This is a genomic window from Winogradskyella algicola (genome assembly GCF_005869935.1).
Lineage (GTDB): Bacteria > Bacteroidota > Bacteroidia > Flavobacteriales > Flavobacteriaceae > Winogradskyella > Winogradskyella algicola.
In genome coordinates this window covers 719,910-736,309 of sequence record NZ_SZQF01000001.1, presented here as the reverse complement: position 1 = coordinate 736,309, position 16,400 = coordinate 719,910, and the positions used below count along the sequence as shown (strand labels likewise).

The window sequence follows — 16,400 nt, the reverse complement described above, 5'->3', positions numbered from 1 at the left end:
AAAAGTTGAACAACATCTTCTAGTTAAACAATTCATCTTTAAGGTTTTAAAAAAATATTATAAATTTGGGTATGGGATCGTCAAAATACTTTACACTCAAAGAGGCCAGACTGAGTAATAATTGCCCAGAATGCTACTCTAATGATGGTTTGGAAATCACCTTTAAACAAAAGTTGACTGAAAACATCTTTTACAAAGCTATAACTTCTGAAATCTCCCATCACATACACTGCTATAATTGTGACTCTGCTATTTTTCCAGTACGATGGACAGATGATATTGAGCGTGTTGTAAACTATCAGAAACGTGCTGTGAAACCTAGACCAAAATCTATAAAGCTAAAACCACTAGCGTGGGCATTTATCTTTTTTGATTTGCTCATCGTAACAGTAGTAATCTTATTTGCAACAGGCGTAGTCTCTTTTTAGACAAAGTTATCAGCTATTTTTTTAGCAATTGTTTCAAACTCTTCTGAAGTTAACTTTTCTTTCTGAGTAAAACGTACATTTTCCATAGTATGGAGCGGTATTAAATGCACATGTACATGCGGTACTTCTAGACCAATAACTGTCATCCCAACACGTTGGCAAGGAATTACTTTTTCTATCGCTAAAGCTACACGTCTAGAAAATTGCATTAAACCCATATAAGTTCCCTCGTCTAAATCGAAAATTTTATCAACCTCTTTTTTAGGTATACAAAGTGTGTGGCCTTTTGAGTTAGGATTAATATCTAAAAACGCATAAAAATCTTCTGTCTCTGCAACTTTGTAAGAGGGAATTTCACCATTTATAATTTTAGTAAAAAGTGTGGCCATAGCTTTAAAGAATATCTTATAAAGATAAAAAGATTCCTCGATAAAGGAATCTTTATTATATGTCTTATAAATTGAGATTATTGCCTACGCAGGAATTTGTCATCTCGAAATCTCAAGAATATCAAACTTCATAATACCACTTGGAACCTGAATTTCTGCAACATCACCTACTGACTTACCAAGTAGACCCTTCCCTATTGGTGAGTTCACAGAAATTTTACCAGATGCTAAATCTGCCTCACTCTCAGCTACTAAAGTATAGGTCATCTCCATTCCATTGGTTTGGTTTTTTATCTTCACTTTAGATAATGCCAATACTTTTGAAGTATCAAGTTGAGACTCATCAATAACACGAGCATTGGCTAAAGTTTCTTCCATTTTAGAAATTTTCATTTCTAACATACCTTGCGCTTCTTTAGCTGCATCATACTCAGCATTTTCACTCAAATCTCCTTTATCTCTAGCCTCTGCAATGGCTTGAGACGCTTTTGGACGCTCTACATCCTTAAGGTGATTTAATTCTTCTCTTAATTTTTTTAATCCTTCTGCTGTATAATAAGATACTTTACTCATAATTCATTCGTTTTAGAAATTGTAATCTCTCGTGCTATTTCAAAAAAGATCCCGAAACAAATTCGGGACTAAAGAAAAAATCTCGCGTCAACGAGATTACATTACAAATATATAAAATATTTAGTGCAAAGCTTAAATAATTGTAAATTGAGCCCCAAAAAATAGGATGAAAAAACTGATTATAATCCTCTCATTAATAGCAATGTCATGCAGTGGTGACGATAATATCAACAATTGCAACTTTTTATTTGACGCTGGCGTTAACTTAACAGTAAACACCAATTTACCTCAGTTTAATCAACTACAATTTAATGGTAATGGTGTCTACGTTGCTAACCAAGGAAATAATGGCATTTGGCTATACCGATTAACCTCTTCTACGCTTTATGCTTGGGATGCTGCAGATCCAAGTCGTACTCCTTCTGCATGTTCAACTTTAACATTTGTAAGTGGAGACATTGTAGAGTCTAGTTGTGAGGATGTTAACCAATATAGTCTATCTACTGGTTTTGGTTTAGAAGGTAACACATTGCCATGCACATTAAAACCTTATAGAGTTGATGATTTAGGTAACGGCCAATATTTGGTTTCTAATTAAAAATATGATTCATTTAATATAAAAACCCTGTAAACATTAGTTTACAGGGTTTTTATATTAAAGTTTTACATTTTCTAAAAATTCAAAGTCATACCAACCAAGAAGTTAGTTGTAGCTTGAGGATAAAAACCTGCTCCTTCAATAGTTGTTACTACATTAGGATCTGACCATGTATCGTCAAACGTATAATAGTAACCATTAGAAATATACTTTACATTAAAAATATTGTTTACTAATCCTGTGAACACTACAGAATCAAAAATAGGCTGAGAGTTCTCTGTTCCTTCAAATGATAATTTGTAAGTAATATTAAAATCATTAATGAAGTAGCTATCTAGCTTAGATACATCGGCTTCAGTATTACTCATGTATTGCTCACCTACATACTTACTTAATAAAGCCATTTGTAAATCTTGAACTGGTTGGAACACAATTGCATTTGCTGCTACAAGTTCTGGGGAAAACGAGATGTCTGTTTTACCTAAGTTTTGTAATTCACCATCAAAATCGATGATAGTTTCCTTGTTCTTGTTAGAGCTCAAGGTCATATTAGGCTGTAAGGTTAATTTTGGTGTTACAGGAATTATCGCTTCTAACTCTAAACCTAAACGGTAGCTCTTACCACTATTGGTACGTATTGGGTTACCAACATCATCTAACTGCCCAGACAACACCAACTGCTGGTTGTACAACATATAGTAAGCATTGGCATTAAACGTAAAGTTTCCTTTTTTGTGTCTCCATCCTAACTCAAAGTCGTTAAGCTGTTCTGGCTCAATATCGTTATTGCTTTCAAAATCGGTACGATTTGGTTCTCTGTTAGCTCTGGCATAAGAGAAATAAAGGCTGTTACCTGCATTTAGTTCATACGTTATACCTGCTTTAGGATTGAAGAAGGTGAAATCTTTATCAACTTCAAAATCTACTAAATCAGAAGTGTTTCCAAAGGTTTTATAGGTTACATTTCTAACTTGTAAATCTCCGTAAAGGCTTACTTTGTCATTTAGCTTATAGTTAGCTTTAGAGAACACTGATAAATCATTTTTTAAACTATTACCATCGTAGTAACGGTCCCTAATTTCGCTTTGGCTGGCAAATTCTGCCCAAATAATTTCACCAAAATGATCACCATCATAATGACTAAAAGAACCACCAAAAATTAAATCGATATTCGCGTCTTTATAGTTCGCAGTGGCATTTACAACGTAAAAATCATTGTCTAACCAACGACGACGAATAAGGTCTGTGGTATTTACCACCTCACCATTAAAGTCTAATGTTTCTAAACCGTAGTCTGCAAAATCTTCATCTTCTTTATACTGCTCAAAATATCCACGACCATAGGTATAGTTTAGACCAATAGTTGTAGACCAATTATTGTTGTAACGTTGATTCCAGTGCAATTGATAATGATCTTGACTGTAATTATCAACTTCGTTATCATAAAATTGAGTGTTGCCATCATCATCAGTGTAGATACCAGCAACATTAAAGGTTCTATCATTTCTTAATACATCTAAATCCTCTAAACCATACCAAGCTTGATATGTTACTTCTTTACCACCAAAAACAACTGCTTTGATTAAAGTATTGTCATCTACATAAGCACCTTGTAAGAAATATGATTTTAAATCTGCTGAAGCTCGATCGATGTAACCATCTGATGCAATGTTAGACAAACGACCAGCAATTTCAATATGATCGTTTAACAATCCTGTGCTAAATTTTACCGTATGTTTTCTAGTGTTATAACTTCCAAATGAATTTGAAATTTCGCCATAAGCTTCCTTTGAAACAGCATCTGTAAGTACATTAATACTCGCACCAAACGCACCAGAACCATTAGTAGATGTACCAACACCACGTTGCAACTGTAAGCTTTCTACAGAAGACGCAATATCTCCTAAATTAACCCAAAATGTTCCTAAAGATTCAGCGTCATTATAAGGTATACCATTAATAGTTACGTTGGTAGATTGCGGACTTACACCTCTTACTCTAATACCTGTATAACCTACACCAGCACCTGCATCTGTTGTAGTAACTACAGATGGTAAAAAGTTTAACAACACAGGAATGTCTTGTCCTAAATTGCGTTTTGAAATCTCTTCTTTGGTAACGTTAGAGTGTGTAATTGGCGCTTTTTCCTGTACACGTACAGCTTTTACTAAAACTTCGTCTAGCTTTCTAATCTGCTCATTGATTTCTACATTCAGAATTAGGTTTCTATCCAAAATAATTGACTTCTGAATAGGGTTTGGCGCCATATAATTAAACACCAATTCGTATTCACCTTTAGGAAGGCTTAATACGTATTTGCCTTCAAAATCAGTTTGTACACTTTTTTCAGTACCTTCTGCGTACACACTTACTCCAGGTAAGGGTTCCTTATCAATTGTTACGATACCTGAAACTGTAAACTTTTCTTGTCCATAAGCTGAACAAAGGCTTAAAATAAAAATGAAAATTGTTAATCTCTGTCGTTTTGTTTTTGAGAGATTGTTGAATAAATTTTTCATACGACTATAGTCTTATAATCGAATAAAAAGAGGTAATTATTCTTTGTTAATAATTGGTTTTGTGAGCAGTTTTAGAATGAGATTTGATGCTTGTTGGTAGAATTCTGAAACATTAAATGCATATTTTAAAGTCATTAAATGCTTAGAAGTAAAACCAACATTGATGACCTAATCGCACTCGCTAAAAATGTCTACCAGACATTTCCTTAACGCTCGTTTCCTAAACAGCATTACCTGTTCTAGGTTCAATGGGTATGATCTCAGCCTAAATGATTTTAGATTTCAGATTTTAGACTTTAGATTTTTGAATCTTAGAATTCATCAATCGTCAATCTCAAATCGTCATTCGTCAATCAAAAAAGCACCCCTTTTTTGAGAACGCTGCAAAGATATGTCACATTTAAATATTAGCAAATGAAAAACTGCAATAATTAAAACTTCTCGTTACTATTCTTATACTTCAGAATCACTCGAAGTGACGTACTCATCAGTTAATCGATTTTTGGCGGTTTTCTATTTGCCTTTTTTTCAGCGTTTTTACGTTTGGTTTCGAGACGCTTACGTTTTACTGCTTTGGGTACTTTGGTTGGTTTTCTCTCTTTTTCTTCTTTTAATCCTTCAACAATAAGATCTAAAAACTTTTGGGTGACTAAGGCTTTGTTTCTAAACTGGCTTCGGCTTTCGCTAGAATCTAAGATTAAAACACCTTGTTTATTCAACCTATTCTGCAAATACTCGGACAAGCGTATTTTTTCTTCGTCTGTAAATTGTGCTGAAGCTTCAAGATTAAAATACAGTACTACTTTTGAAGCGACTTTATTAACATGCTGTCCTCCACTACCAGAGCTTCTGACAGCTTTATATGTTAACTCAGATTTTAAAGCTTCAACATCCACAATTAGTCAATTTGATGTGGAGCTTTTAGTAAGTCATTTACTGTTTTTACTGGGTTGAATGTAATGATTGGCACCTCAACAAAAATAGTGTTCCAATGTGCCATACTACCATTCCAAAGTCCAGGTAATTCCAATGCTTTAAGGTCTTTTCCTAGTTTGGTTTTTGCAGTGATAAAAGCTGCATTATGATCCACAAAATCTTCAAGATCAAACTTTTCTCCTTTGTAGTTTTTAACACCACACACTAAATCAACCGGGTTAAAATGTGTTGCGTTTGTAAGAATGTCTTTTTGATTCTTATTCTTAAGATTTATTTGGGCAGACTCAACAATTTGTAGGGATAAATTACCATACATATCTCTCACCCAAAATGGGCCTCCGCCAGGTTCTCCTTCATTTTTAACCATACCGCAGATACGAATTGGTCTGTTTAATTTTTCTTTTAAGTATTCAATTTTGTACTTATTTAGGTATTTTTTGTACTCTCCTGAAATTTTAATGCACATCTTATTGGTTAAAAAGGTTTCTATAGTTTCAAACTCACTGTCTGAAATATTGTCCTTATCTAACACTCTGAGACATTCAAATGACTCTTTTTGTAGTTTTAATAAAATTCCGGCGAGGACTTTCTTATACTTAGCAACCTCTTCCTTATATTGTTTTACTACTACATTATCTATATTTTTAATAAATATAACGTCGGCATCTAATGCATTTAAGTTTTTTAATAGTGCACCATGGCCAGATGGCCTAAAGAGCAACGTATCATCATCATTTCTAAAAGGCACATCCTTAGGTGTTACAGCTATAGTATCTGTAGATTCTTGCTGATACGAAAATGAAATATTAAATGATACACATGTGTTTTCTTCAACATACTCCTCAATACGTCTAAACTCTTCTGTAAATTTGTCTCTATAGCGCTCAGATATTGTAAAATGAAGTTCAGCCTTCTTATCTTCTGAAGCATATAAGGCTGCCTCGTATAAATGCTCTTCAAAAGCAGTGGAAATATAACCGTTTTTATATTTATGAAATGGAAGCAGTCCTTTTGGTGAATTACCAAAATTGAGCTCATTTTCATTAAGCATTATTTGTATAAAATGGATGGCCTTGTCTTGGGTAGATAACGTTTTAAAATCTATTCCTTTTTCGAGTAAGCGTTCTAAAACTTGGTCGTAAAATGGAAATTTTTCTAATCCAACTAAAAAAAACGCTAAGTCCTTAGAGTCATTCTTATTGATAAAGGCATTTAAAGATTCTTTTTGTGGGTTGTATTCTTTTAAAAACTTAAATAGAAATTTAAACATTCTTGTGGCTGCGCCTGATGCAGGTACAAACTTTAGAAGCGACAAGCCTTTTTTATTACTTTCAAAATGTGATATGGCTTCTTCTTTCTGACGTTCGGATAAATCTAGGATTCCATCACCAATAGTAGCAGCTGCAGCAATGTTTGTAAAAGGTATTCCTGTTTTAAACAATTCTATTTGAGACTCTATTTGCGGCAGCGTTAGGCCTTTAGCCTTAATTTGTTTAATGTCGTTTTCTGTAAAACTCATTGTTTATTTTTAAGTAGGTTATCAATATGTTCAACCGCTATTTTCAAACGCTCCTCTTTATTTCCTTTTAATAGCACATATGGTCTGTTGTACTTTATGAGGGTATTTTCAAATGCTTTGAACATCAGTTCTCTTTCATTGGGTTTATCACGTAAATCGTCTTTTTCCCAAGGCGTGTCAATATAGGTTAAAAAATAGAGGTCATACGAATTTTTTAGAGCATGTGCTTCTAAAATCGGGTCACATGTACCGGAGTAGTATGCTTCGCTATACACCTTAGTTTCAAGTATATCTGTATCGCAAATGAGTACGGAATCTGTTTTTTGAGCCAATTCATTTTCTAATTTCATTTGGCCTATGGCTATTGGCAATAAATCGTGAGGCTCACAGGTTTTTCTTTCGTTGTTCCATTTATTTTGAAGATACTCTCGCGCATATTCTGGCACCCAAACCGAATTGTAATGTCTGGCCAATTGCCTAGACAGTGTTGTTTTACCAGTAGATTCCGGACCAAATAATACAACTTTTATGCAGTTGCTTGGTTGCTGTTTAAGTGCTTCTTCCATGCTAAGTATCCGAATATTGCAATAATTGTAAAGCCAAGATATTGAAAACTCGTGAAAGTGAACCCTTTATAGAAATATAAAGGTACAGAGATAATATCTCCGATAATCCAGAAGATCCAGTTTTCAATTTTTCTTCGTGCCATTAGCCACATACCAACAAAGAAAATGGCAGTTGTAATGGTATCTACATACGCTACCCAACCATTCCATTTATCAAAAGTTTTATAGACTACAAAAACAAAAACCAAGGTTGCTAAAAAGATACCTAAACTTAATGATTTTTCTTTTGATGTGGTTTTGGAAATTGGCGTTACGTGTGTTTCGTCAACCTTTCGCGTCCAAACAAACCATCCGTAAACGCTCATAGCAAAATAGTATGCGTTAATCATCATATCGCCGAGCAATTCCCATTTATATAAAAGATACACAAAAATCACTGTACTTATCATTCCGGTTGGAAAGACTAAAATGTTATTTTGCTTAGAAAACCAAACCGATAAAAACCCAAATACGACCGCAACGATTTCTAATACGATATCAGTTGTGGCATATTCAGCATATTGCGAAAAGAAAAAATCAAAAACTTGGCTCATAATCGCTTCTGTTGCAGTTCATCTTTATATTCCCAGAGGGAAGAAATTAGTTATAGTAATTTTTATGATTTTAAATTTTCCATTGAATAACCTGTCTTTAATTCCATCATTTCCATAAAACTAATGAACCCAATGGTATCTTGATTTATTAATGCTTGTTTGGTTTTAGACTTTATTTTTAAACATTTTATTGAACCGACAAGGTTTATTTTAATTATTTCGTTCCAGTAAAAGGTCTTTTTCTTCCCTAACCAATTTGTAATAATTATTCGTAGTTCATCAAATTCAACTCTATAGTTATCATAAAACATAGTTATTAATGTTCCGGAAATCAAAAATATAGAGGCAACTATAGGTGCAATAACTTTTATCTCCTCATTCCAATTTAAAATCATAACATTAACTAAAATTACACCTATAATAATACAGACTATCCCAACAATTTTATAAACTAAATTAGCTTTCAATGAATATCTGTCTGTTATTTCTTTTTTTAACTTTTTATTTGATTTAGTTTCAGAATACCAAAACACAATTCCCGTTATTAGGCTTACTAAAACACTTCCTATTACATTAATTATCATTTGCTACAGATTTTATTGAGATAGTTAAGACAGCTAATTACAAAGGCATTTTAAAAATGTGGTTCGTATTCACTTCTGTTTGTTTTTACTACTTTCATGGTGAGCACGCTAATATCTGTATTTTCAAAAGACGTTTTAATGGCATCATTTAAAAATGGCATTAATTCATCAAATTCCCCAAAAATCTGTGTACTTAATGGATTTTCTAAAACCGTAAATTTTGAAGCTCTCAAGGCTTTAATGAAATTTATAATATGAGCTTCGTAATCGTTTTGTAAAGGAGATAAGGTTAAGTCTACTGATATTTGCATAATTATAATTTTAGTTGTTCAAAAAAATGTTGATTCGTTTCAAAGGCTGTGCCTATAACCACAAGATCTGCTCCTGCTTTATAGGCTGCTTCCAATTCGGTTTTAGATCTTATACCTCCACCAACAATAAGCGGTATATTTAAAGTGTTTTTTACTGCTGAAATAATCTCAGGCTCAATTGGATGTGTTGCTCCGCTTCCGGCTTCAAGGTAGATTAGTTGCATCCCTAAAAGCGCTCCTGCTTTGGCCGTATCTACAATATGTTGCTTATTCGATCTACTTAACGGTTTGGTATTACTTACACGCTCTACAGCAGTTTGCTTTCCGTTTTCAATAAGAATATATCCTGTTGGAATCACTTCTAGTTGTGTTTTGGCTAATTTTGAAACTGCTTCTACATGTTTACCAATCAGGTAATCCGGATTTCGACCTGAAATTAAAGACAAAAACAGAATACCATCAGCTTCATCTGTAATTTGTGTTACATCACCAGGAAAGAGTATTACAGGTAGTGTTGTATATCGCTTAATGGCTTGTACTACAACTTCAGTAGCACCTTCATCTACTTCACTTCCTCCAACAAAAATGTGAGTTGCTACAGATTGATTGACTTTTGTTACGATGCCTTCAATAGTGTCAAGTTCCGTTTTATCAGGATCGATTAAAACGGCAAGTAACTTTTTGTCTTCTGCTATAGACTTTTTTATGTGAGAATAGATGGCCATAAATTAAGGAACGACGTATGCACAAGTAAAGCCTTCAAACTCTAAAAACGCAGTATTATATCTGTATTTTCTACCTTTAAAATCTATCCAAGCAATGGTTTCGCCATCTTCAAACGTAAATGGAATCACTAAAAAATGTGCTGCAAATAGCATACCTGGAGTTGCAAAAAGTTTATATAACGATTCCTTAATTCCCCAAATTACAGTGAGTTTATTGATGTAATCGTCAGCAGATTTGTCTAAATAATTAAACTCATAATCCACAAACTTGTGCGCAATAATCGCAATTTTATCACGCTGCTTTTCAATATCTATACCAACTTCTTTATCGCTAATAATTACACCTGAAAACGTAAAACTGTGTGTTATAGAAATATGCTTACCATCTTTGAGATGTGGTTTTCCATTGTCGTCATAAAATAAATCCTGATCTGTATAACCAAACTCACGCAGCAAGTGTCGCACACTTAAAAAACCACGTTGATGCAGTTCGCTTTTCATGCTTAAAACCCGCTCAAGACTTTGTGGTTTTAAATCTAAAGGTTCAAATAGCTCATTATAAGACTCTTCAATCTTCCAGATTTTAACAGTAGTTTGTGAGTTTACATTAATGGTTTTGTAAAGTGGCATTTAATATTGTAAAACCTATTGATTATCTTTGCACTGCCTAAGGCAGGTTTCGCATTTTTTGGTAAGCGAATTTAACCATTTCAATGTTAAACCCAAAGGCAAGAACCATTTTAAAAATTTGAGAAAAAACAATATGAGTACAAAAACAATTCCTTATGTACCAAACAAGGTAAAGGACATGTCGTTAGCGGCTTGGGGAAGAAAAGAGATTGAACTAGCCGAAGCAGAAATGCCAGGTTTAATGAGCTTACGTGAAGAGTATAAAAACGAGCAACCGTTAAAAGGCGCACGTATCGCAGGTTGTTTGCACATGACCATACAAACTGCTGTTTTAATTGAAACTTTACAAGCATTAGGTGCAGAAGTAACTTGGAGTTCTTGTAACATTTTCTCTACTCAAGATCAAGCTGCTGCTGCCGTTGCTGAAGCTGGTACTGCTGTTTATGCTTGGAAAGATATGACAGAAGAAGAGTTTGACTGGTGTATAGAACAGACCTTATTTTTTGGAGAAGATCGCAAGCCATTAAACATGATTTTGGATGATGGTGGAGATTTAACAAATATGGTCTTAGATAAATACCCAGAATTAGCTTCTGGAATTAAAGGTCTATCTGAAGAAACTACAACAGGTGTACACCGTTTATACGAGCGTGTTAAAAACGGAACATTACCAATGCCTGCAATTAATGTAAACGACTCGGTTACTAAATCTAAATTCGATAACAAGTATGGTTGTCGCGAAAGTGCTGTAGATGCTATTCGTCGCGCAACAGACGTTATGTTAGCTGGTAAACGTGTTGTAGTTTGTGGTTACGGAGATGTTGGTAAAGGCACTGCTGCGTCTTTCAAAGGAGCAGGAAGTATTGTAACAGTAACTGAGATTGATCCAATCTGTGCTTTACAAGCTGCAATGGACGGTTTTGAAGTTAAAAAATTAGAAACTGTAGTTGGTAATGCAGATATCGTAATTACTACAACAGGTAACAAAGACATTGTACGTGCAGAACACTTTAAGGCAATGAAAGATAAAACCATAGTATGTAACATTGGTCATTTTGATAACGAAATACAAATGGCTTGGTTAAACGAAAACTACGGTAATACTAAAAACACAATTAAACCTCAAGTAGATAAATATACTATTGATGGTAATGATATTATTGTTTTAGCAGAAGGACGTTTAGTAAATTTAGGTTGTGCAACTGGTCATCCAAGTTTTGTAATGAGCAACTCATTTACGAACCAAACGTTAGCGCAAATAGAGCTTTGGAATCATTCTGACAAGTATGAAAATCAAGTATATATGCTACCAAAACATTTAGATGAAAAAGTAGCTGCATTACACTTAGAAAAAATTGGTGTTGAGCTTACAGAACTTAAGCAAGAGCAGGCTGAATATATTGGTGTAACGGTTGAAGGTCCATTTAAACCAGAACACTACAGATATTAAGAATTCCTGCTTTCGCAGGAATCTCAAATTCCAAAAGTTAAATCCCAAGCAGAAATGTTTGGGATTTTTTTAATATTATTATTTGTCACTTCGAGTGATTTTTAAGGAACGAAAAAATTGTATCGAGAAGTTTTTATATTTAAAACACGAAATTATCATATGTATATATTCTCAAATGTTGACAGCTCTTATTACACAGGAATAACTTCAAATCTTCCTAAAAGGATATTAGAACATACGACAGGAAAACATCTTGATAGCTAAACATACAATCGTAGACCTTTAGAATTGGTTTATTATGCTGAATTTACTGATATAAACCCGGCCATCCAAAGTGAAAAGCAAATTAAAAAACGGTCTAGGTTAAAGAAAGAAGCATTAATAAATAATGAATTTGATAAGCTTCCTAATTTAGCTAAGAAAAATTTTGACAAATAAAAGTTCTCGATACAAAATTGCAGAAAAGCAATTTCACTCGAACTGACGTCTCAACTTCAATGTATTTCACAAAAAAACCTCACAAACATTGGTGATTGTGAGGTTCAATTTTATAAATAATATATTTCTAGTTCTTCGGATGCACTAACTTCATTTCATCAATTAAGTGTTTTGCACCAGCATATTTATCGACGATAAAAAGCACATAGCGTAAATCTACCATTATGTTTCGGCAGATTTCTGGGTCGTAGTTCATATCACTCATTGTACCTTCCCAAACACGGTCAAAGTTTAAACCTACTAAATTCCCTTCGGCATCAATGGCCGGACTACCAGAATTACCACCAGTCGTGTGGTTTGTTCCTAAAAAGCAAACAGGCATATTACCATTGCTATCAGCATATTGACCATAATCCTTGGCTTCATAAAGGTCGATTAGCTTTTGAGGTACATCAAACTCATAATCACCTGGCACATACTTTTCCATGACGCCTTTGAGATGGCTCACAGGCTCATAATACACAGCATCTCTTGGTGAATACCCTCTTACTTGACCATAAGTAACGCGCAGCGTACTATTTGCATCTGGGAAATAACGCTCGTTTGGTAAGGCTTTCATTAAAGCCGTCATATACTCAGTTTGTAATGCTGAAATAGTTTCATTCTTTTGTTGAAATTCTGTATCAATCGTAGTAAAAAATTCATCAATGATTGGTTTCGCATAAGCATAAGCCGCATCATTGTTTAAGTTTTTAATCACAGTTTTGGCATCACCTTCTAATAATTTTAAAGCCGAATCTAAATCCGTAAATGCCGTTTTATCATAGATTGAAGCATCAACTGGTTTTCCATATAATGGCATTACATTTAAGTACACACCTTTGTCTACATTGGCATCAAAGTTTTTTAGAATACCTTCAAAACGACCTTTTAAACTTGCTTTGGCACGTTCTAAACTTTCAGGATTTGCCAAAAGTGCTTGCTCAACCTGATACGCTCTAAAAGTCATTTGCATTAATTCACTCGTAACCAAAAAGACTTCAACAAAATTTCTTCGCTTAATATTTATTGAACCAAATTCTTTGTAAAGCTTATCAAACTCAGGTAAAATATGACCATACTTTGCCTCTAGTCCATTTTCCTTTAATGCTTTTTTAAAAGTTGCTTCAAATTCACGACGCTTAGCTACAGCATCACTTTTTTCAATACCTAAGTTTTCGCCAATCCACTTTTTCCAAGCGTTTGCAATTCTAGCTTGTTTTGACGCATACTTAATACGCACCTCATCGCTGGCTTTCATATTGGCATCAATCACTTTTAAAGCCGCTTCTCTAATTTCGATATTTGTTGGGTTGAATTCCTTAGTAATATGCTCAATCGCTACAGCTGGCAGATATTCATTGGTACGACCAGGAAAGCCAAAAACCATTGTAAAATCGCCTTCTTCAACACCATCTAAGGACACTGGCAAATAATGCTTTGGCTTGTAAGGCACATTGTCTTTGCTGTATTTTGCTGGTCTATTATTCTTATCGGCATATATTCTGAACATAGAAAAATCGCCTGTATGTCTCGGAAACACCCAGTTATCTGTATCGCTACCAAACTTACCAATACTGCTTGGTGGTGCACCAACCAATCTTATGTCTTCAAAACGTTCAGTTACAAATAAGAAATACTGATTACCCTCGTAAAACGACTTTGTTTTAACATCTTGCCAATTTTCTTTTGGCCAGGATGCCATTGCAGCATTGCTGTTTCTGGTAATTAAGGATTGTTTTTCCTTTTCGGTCATAGCATCGTTTACACCATTTAAAACAGTATCTGTAACATCGTGAATGCTTACAATAAACTCAATAAACAACCCTTCATTTGGTAGCTCTTCTTCGAGAGACATTGCCCAAAATCCATTTTTTATATAATCGTTTTCTAATGACGAATGCGACTGAATCTGGCTAAATCCACAGTGATGATTGGTAAGCACTAAACCTTTGTCAGAAATCACTTCGCTGGTACAACCACCATTAAAATGACCAATAGCGTCCTTAAGACTAGAATTGTTAACATCGTAAATGTCTTTGGCAGTTAATTTACTACCAAGGCTTTGCATTTCGTCTTCATTCATGCCTTCTAAAAGTGAGGGAATCCACATACCGCCTTGTTGAGCAGACACCTGAAAAACAACGAAAAAACAGAGTAATTTTATTAATCGCATAGTATATATTTTATTGATTTTGTAAAGATAGCAAAAGCACATTTTATATCTTTAAAACCTTTCTATTTAACGAGATATTATGATCGCACACCAATCTAAACTACCCAATGTAGGCACTACCATTTTTACCGTAATGAGTGCTTTGGCCAACGAATATAAAGCCTTAAACCTATCGCAAGGTTTCCCAAATTATCCTAGTCCTCAACTATTAAACGACTTGGTTGCCAATGCCATGAACAGTGGTTACAACCAGTACGCACCAATGGCTGGTAATTTAGATTTGCGCTTGGCCATTGCGAATAAATTTCAACTACTTTACAATACAAGTTATCATCCAGACACTGAAATCACAGTTACTGCTGGTGCAACACAAGCTATCTATACTATCATTTCGGCATTTGTAAAGCCGAATGACGAAGTCATCATTTTTAAACCTGCTTACGATTGCTACCAACCTGCTATTGAAGTTAATGGCGGAAAGACGATCCCTATTCAATTATCTGCGCCAGATTATAGTGTGAATTGGGACGAAGTGGCTTCAAAAATTTCGTCTAAAACCAAGATGATAATCATTAATACACCTCACAATCCTAGTGGTACCATTTGGTCAGAAGATGATATGCTTCAACTTGAAAAATTAACCAAAAACACCAACATTATCGTTTTGAGTGATGAAGTGTACGAACATATTGTTTTTGATGGTGAACAACATCAAAGTGCTTGCAAGTTTCCGGATTTAAAAGCACGAAGTTTTATCACAGCGTCGTTCGGAAAAACATTTCATAATACAGGTTGGAAAATTGGCTACTGCTGCGCACCTGAAGATTTAATAAACGAGTTCAGGAAAGTACACCAATTCAATCTGTTTTCTGTGAATCATCCTGCTCAAAAAGGCATAGCAGATTATATGGCAGATGCCGAAACTTATCTTGGTTTGAATAATTTCTTTCAACAAAAACGTGATTTATTTTTGAATTTAATTGCTGAATCTCGTTTTAAATTTACACCTTCAAAAGGTACGTATTTTCAGGTGTTGGATTATTCTGAAATTACCGACGAGTACGATGTGGATTTTGCAAAACGTTTGACAAAAGAATTCAAAATAGCCTCAATTCCACTTTCGGTTTTTAATGAAAATAACAAAGATGACAAGGTGCTTCGATTTTGTTTTGCCAAGACAGACGAAACTTTAATAAAAGCTTCAGAAATTTTATGTAGAATTTAAGTTACTTTTTGTTATGTTTTGTGTCACATTAGTGAACTAAAATTTATTACAGATGAAATATTACATTATACTTTTATTATCAACTTTTTCTTTAATCAGTTTTGCTCAGGAAGTAAAGCAAGGTGAAAAAACATATGAAGTAAAAAAGGAAAAAATATTTTTGAATGGCGAAGACGTTACCGCAACTTTAAGTGTAGAAGAAAAAGAAGTGATTTTTAAAGAAGCTGCGATTATTTCAGAAAAACTAAAACAAGAAGAAAATGCACAAAAAACAGCAGAAAAACTAGAAAAAGAGAAGAAAAAAGCAGAAAAAGCTCAAAAAAAGGCCGAGAAAGCACAAAAGAAAGCAGAGAAAGCCTTAAAGAAAAAAGAAAAACTTCAGAAAAATTATAAAAAGGCGCAAGACAACCTTAAAAAAGCCCAAAAGAAGTACGAAAAATTAAAAAAGAAAGGTAAATTGTCACCTGTTGATGAAAGTAAGTGGTTAGATAAAATTGAAAAGCTTACCGAAAAGGTTAAAAAAGCAAAAAGTAAAATGTAAAACAATCCTAATATCGGACAGAAGCTGTACAAAAAGTAAGAAAACTTGTCATTCTGAATTAATTTCAGAGTCTTAGCTGCCGAGTTTTCGATGTGTTTTTAGAATCTGAAACAAGTTCAGATTGACAAAACAACTACTTTTTATGCAGCTTTTTTTTGAG

The 16,400-nt window shown here is 34.1% G+C and carries 17 protein-coding genes and 1 pseudogene; 6 read left to right on the top strand and 12 right to left on the bottom strand.

The window, feature by feature from the left end:
• Window positions 1-71: 71 nt before the first annotated feature.
• Window positions 72-428, top strand: coding sequence for a hypothetical protein (locus FC091_RS03180; protein ID WP_138432825.1), 357 nt, complete (start codon window positions 72-74; stop codon window positions 426-428).
• Here FC091_RS03180 and FC091_RS03175 read toward each other — a convergent pair.
• Complete coding sequence (locus FC091_RS03175; RefSeq protein ID WP_138432824.1) at window positions 425-817, bottom strand: HIT family protein; 393 nt, start codon at window positions 815-817, stop codon at window positions 425-427. The genes FC091_RS03180 and FC091_RS03175 overlap by 4 nt on opposite strands.
• Before the next feature lie 99 nt (window positions 818-916).
• Window positions 917-1,390, bottom strand: coding sequence for a transcription elongation factor GreA (gene greA / locus FC091_RS03170; RefSeq protein ID WP_138432823.1), 474 nt, complete (start codon window positions 1,388-1,390; stop codon window positions 917-919).
• A 166-nt stretch (window positions 1,391-1,556) separates the two neighbouring features.
• On the opposite strand from greA, the gene FC091_RS03165 reads away from it, so the two are divergent.
• A complete protein-coding gene (locus FC091_RS03165; RefSeq protein WP_138432822.1) occupies window positions 1,557-1,988 on the top strand; it encodes a hypothetical protein in 432 nt (143 codons plus the stop codon).
• Between the two features lie 74 nt (window positions 1,989-2,062).
• Here the strand turns inward: FC091_RS03165 and FC091_RS03160 are convergent, their stop codons facing one another.
• The 9 genes from FC091_RS03160 to FC091_RS03120 form a co-directional block, all read right to left on the bottom strand.
• A complete protein-coding gene (locus FC091_RS03160) occupies window positions 2,063-4,507 on the bottom strand; it encodes a TonB-dependent receptor (protein WP_138432821.1) in 2,445 nt (814 codons plus the stop codon).
• A gap of 491 nt (window positions 4,508-4,998) precedes the next feature.
• Entirely contained in the window at window positions 4,999-5,403 is a 405-nt protein-coding gene (gene arfB / locus FC091_RS03155; RefSeq protein ID WP_138432820.1) for an alternative ribosome rescue aminoacyl-tRNA hydrolase ArfB, read from the bottom strand.
• 2 nt (window positions 5,404-5,405) lie between these two features.
• Window positions 5,406-6,962, bottom strand: a complete 1,557-nt coding sequence (locus FC091_RS03150; protein WP_138432819.1) for a DUF4301 family protein — start codon at window positions 6,960-6,962, stop codon at window positions 5,406-5,408.
• Complete coding sequence (locus FC091_RS03145; RefSeq protein WP_138432818.1) at window positions 6,959-7,528, bottom strand: AAA family ATPase; 570 nt, start codon at window positions 7,526-7,528, stop codon at window positions 6,959-6,961. The genes FC091_RS03150 and FC091_RS03145 overlap by 4 nt, the downstream gene beginning before the upstream one ends.
• Window positions 7,489-8,121 (bottom strand): nicotinamide riboside transporter PnuC, encoded by a 633-nt coding sequence (gene pnuC / locus FC091_RS03140; RefSeq protein WP_138432817.1) that lies wholly within the window; start codon window positions 8,119-8,121, stop codon window positions 7,489-7,491. Before pnuC ends, FC091_RS03145 begins: the two co-directional genes overlap by 40 nt.
• A 62-nt stretch (window positions 8,122-8,183) precedes the next feature.
• Window positions 8,184-8,705, bottom strand: coding sequence for a hypothetical protein (locus tag FC091_RS03135; protein WP_138432816.1), 522 nt, complete (start codon window positions 8,703-8,705; stop codon window positions 8,184-8,186).
• Between the two features lie 50 nt (window positions 8,706-8,755).
• Window positions 8,756-9,016: a hypothetical protein gene (locus FC091_RS03130; RefSeq protein ID WP_138432815.1), complete on the bottom strand. Its 261-nt coding sequence runs from the start codon at window positions 9,014-9,016 to the stop codon at window positions 8,756-8,758.
• A gap of 2 nt (window positions 9,017-9,018) precedes the next feature.
• Window positions 9,019-9,741, bottom strand: coding sequence for a geranylgeranylglyceryl/heptaprenylglyceryl phosphate synthase (locus FC091_RS03125; protein ID WP_138432814.1), 723 nt, complete (start codon window positions 9,739-9,741; stop codon window positions 9,019-9,021).
• Between the two features lie 3 nt (window positions 9,742-9,744).
• Window positions 9,745-10,371, bottom strand: a complete 627-nt coding sequence (locus FC091_RS03120) for a 4'-phosphopantetheinyl transferase family protein (protein ID WP_138432813.1) — start codon at window positions 10,369-10,371, stop codon at window positions 9,745-9,747.
• A 133-nt stretch (window positions 10,372-10,504) separates the two neighbouring features.
• Here FC091_RS03120 and ahcY point away from each other — a divergent pair, with 133 nt between their 5' ends.
• Window positions 10,505-11,821 carry an adenosylhomocysteinase gene (ahcY, locus tag FC091_RS03115; RefSeq protein ID WP_138432812.1) on the top strand — a complete coding sequence of 439 codons (1,317 nt, stop codon included), beginning with the start codon at window positions 10,505-10,507 and terminating at the stop codon, window positions 11,819-11,821.
• A 167-nt stretch (window positions 11,822-11,988) separates the two neighbouring features.
• A pseudogene (locus FC091_RS15385) lies at window positions 11,989-12,259 on the top strand (GIY-YIG nuclease family protein).
• 127 nt (window positions 12,260-12,386) lie between these two features.
• Here FC091_RS15385 and FC091_RS03105 read toward each other — a convergent pair.
• The gene (locus tag FC091_RS03105) at window positions 12,387-14,474 is read right to left on the bottom strand and encodes a S46 family peptidase (protein ID WP_138432811.1); all 2,088 of its coding nucleotides are present in this window, start codon (window positions 14,472-14,474) and stop codon (window positions 12,387-12,389) included.
• An 82-nt stretch (window positions 14,475-14,556) separates the two neighbouring features.
• Between FC091_RS03105 and FC091_RS03100 the strand changes: the two genes are divergently transcribed.
• Together FC091_RS03100 and FC091_RS03095 are read left to right on the top strand one after the other, a co-directional pair.
• Entirely contained in the window at window positions 14,557-15,699 is a 1,143-nt protein-coding gene (locus FC091_RS03100) for a methionine aminotransferase (protein WP_138433073.1), read from the top strand.
• A 52-nt stretch (window positions 15,700-15,751) separates the two neighbouring features.
• Window positions 15,752-16,240 carry a hypothetical protein gene (locus FC091_RS03095; protein WP_138432810.1) on the top strand — a complete coding sequence of 163 codons (489 nt, stop codon included), beginning with the start codon at window positions 15,752-15,754 and terminating at the stop codon, window positions 16,238-16,240.
• The last annotated feature ends 160 nt before the right edge of the window (window positions 16,241-16,400 follow it).

Bases quoted from the DNA above. Each gene is read 5' to 3' on its own strand.
- FC091_RS03180 (WP_138432825.1), top strand. From the start codon at position 72: ATGGGATCGTCAAAATACTTTACACTCAAAGAGGCCAGACTGAGTAAT.
- FC091_RS03175 (WP_138432824.1), bottom strand. From the start codon at position 817: ATGGCCACACTTTTTACTAAAATTATAAATGGTGAAATTCCCTCTTAC.
- greA (WP_138432823.1), bottom strand. From the start codon at position 1,390: ATGAGTAAAGTATCTTATTATACAGCAGAAGGATTAAAAAAATTAAGA.
- FC091_RS03165 (WP_138432822.1), top strand. From the start codon at position 1,557: ATGAAAAAACTGATTATAATCCTCTCATTAATAGCAATGTCATGCAGT.
- FC091_RS03160 (WP_138432821.1), bottom strand. From the start codon at position 4,507: ATGAAAAATTTATTCAACAATCTCTCAAAAACAAAACGACAGAGATTA.
- FC091_RS03150 (WP_138432819.1), bottom strand. From the start codon at position 6,962: ATGAGTTTTACAGAAAACGACATTAAACAAATTAAGGCTAAAGGCCTA.
- FC091_RS03145 (WP_138432818.1), bottom strand. From the start codon at position 7,528: ATGGAAGAAGCACTTAAACAGCAACCAAGCAACTGCATAAAAGTTGTA.
- pnuC (WP_138432817.1), bottom strand. From the start codon at position 8,121: ATGAGCCAAGTTTTTGATTTTTTCTTTTCGCAATATGCTGAATATGCC.
- FC091_RS03135 (WP_138432816.1), bottom strand. From the start codon at position 8,705: ATGATAATTAATGTAATAGGAAGTGTTTTAGTAAGCCTAATAACGGGA.
- FC091_RS03130 (WP_138432815.1), bottom strand. From the start codon at position 9,016: ATGCAAATATCAGTAGACTTAACCTTATCTCCTTTACAAAACGATTAC.
- FC091_RS03125 (WP_138432814.1), bottom strand. From the start codon at position 9,741: ATGGCCATCTATTCTCACATAAAAAAGTCTATAGCAGAAGACAAAAAG.
- FC091_RS03120 (WP_138432813.1), bottom strand. From the start codon at position 10,371: ATGCCACTTTACAAAACCATTAATGTAAACTCACAAACTACTGTTAAA.
- ahcY (WP_138432812.1), top strand. From the start codon at position 10,505: ATGAGTACAAAAACAATTCCTTATGTACCAAACAAGGTAAAGGACATG.
- FC091_RS03105 (WP_138432811.1), bottom strand. From the start codon at position 14,474: ATGCGATTAATAAAATTACTCTGTTTTTTCGTTGTTTTTCAGGTGTCT.
- FC091_RS03095 (WP_138432810.1), top strand. From the start codon at position 15,752: ATGAAATATTACATTATACTTTTATTATCAACTTTTTCTTTAATCAGT.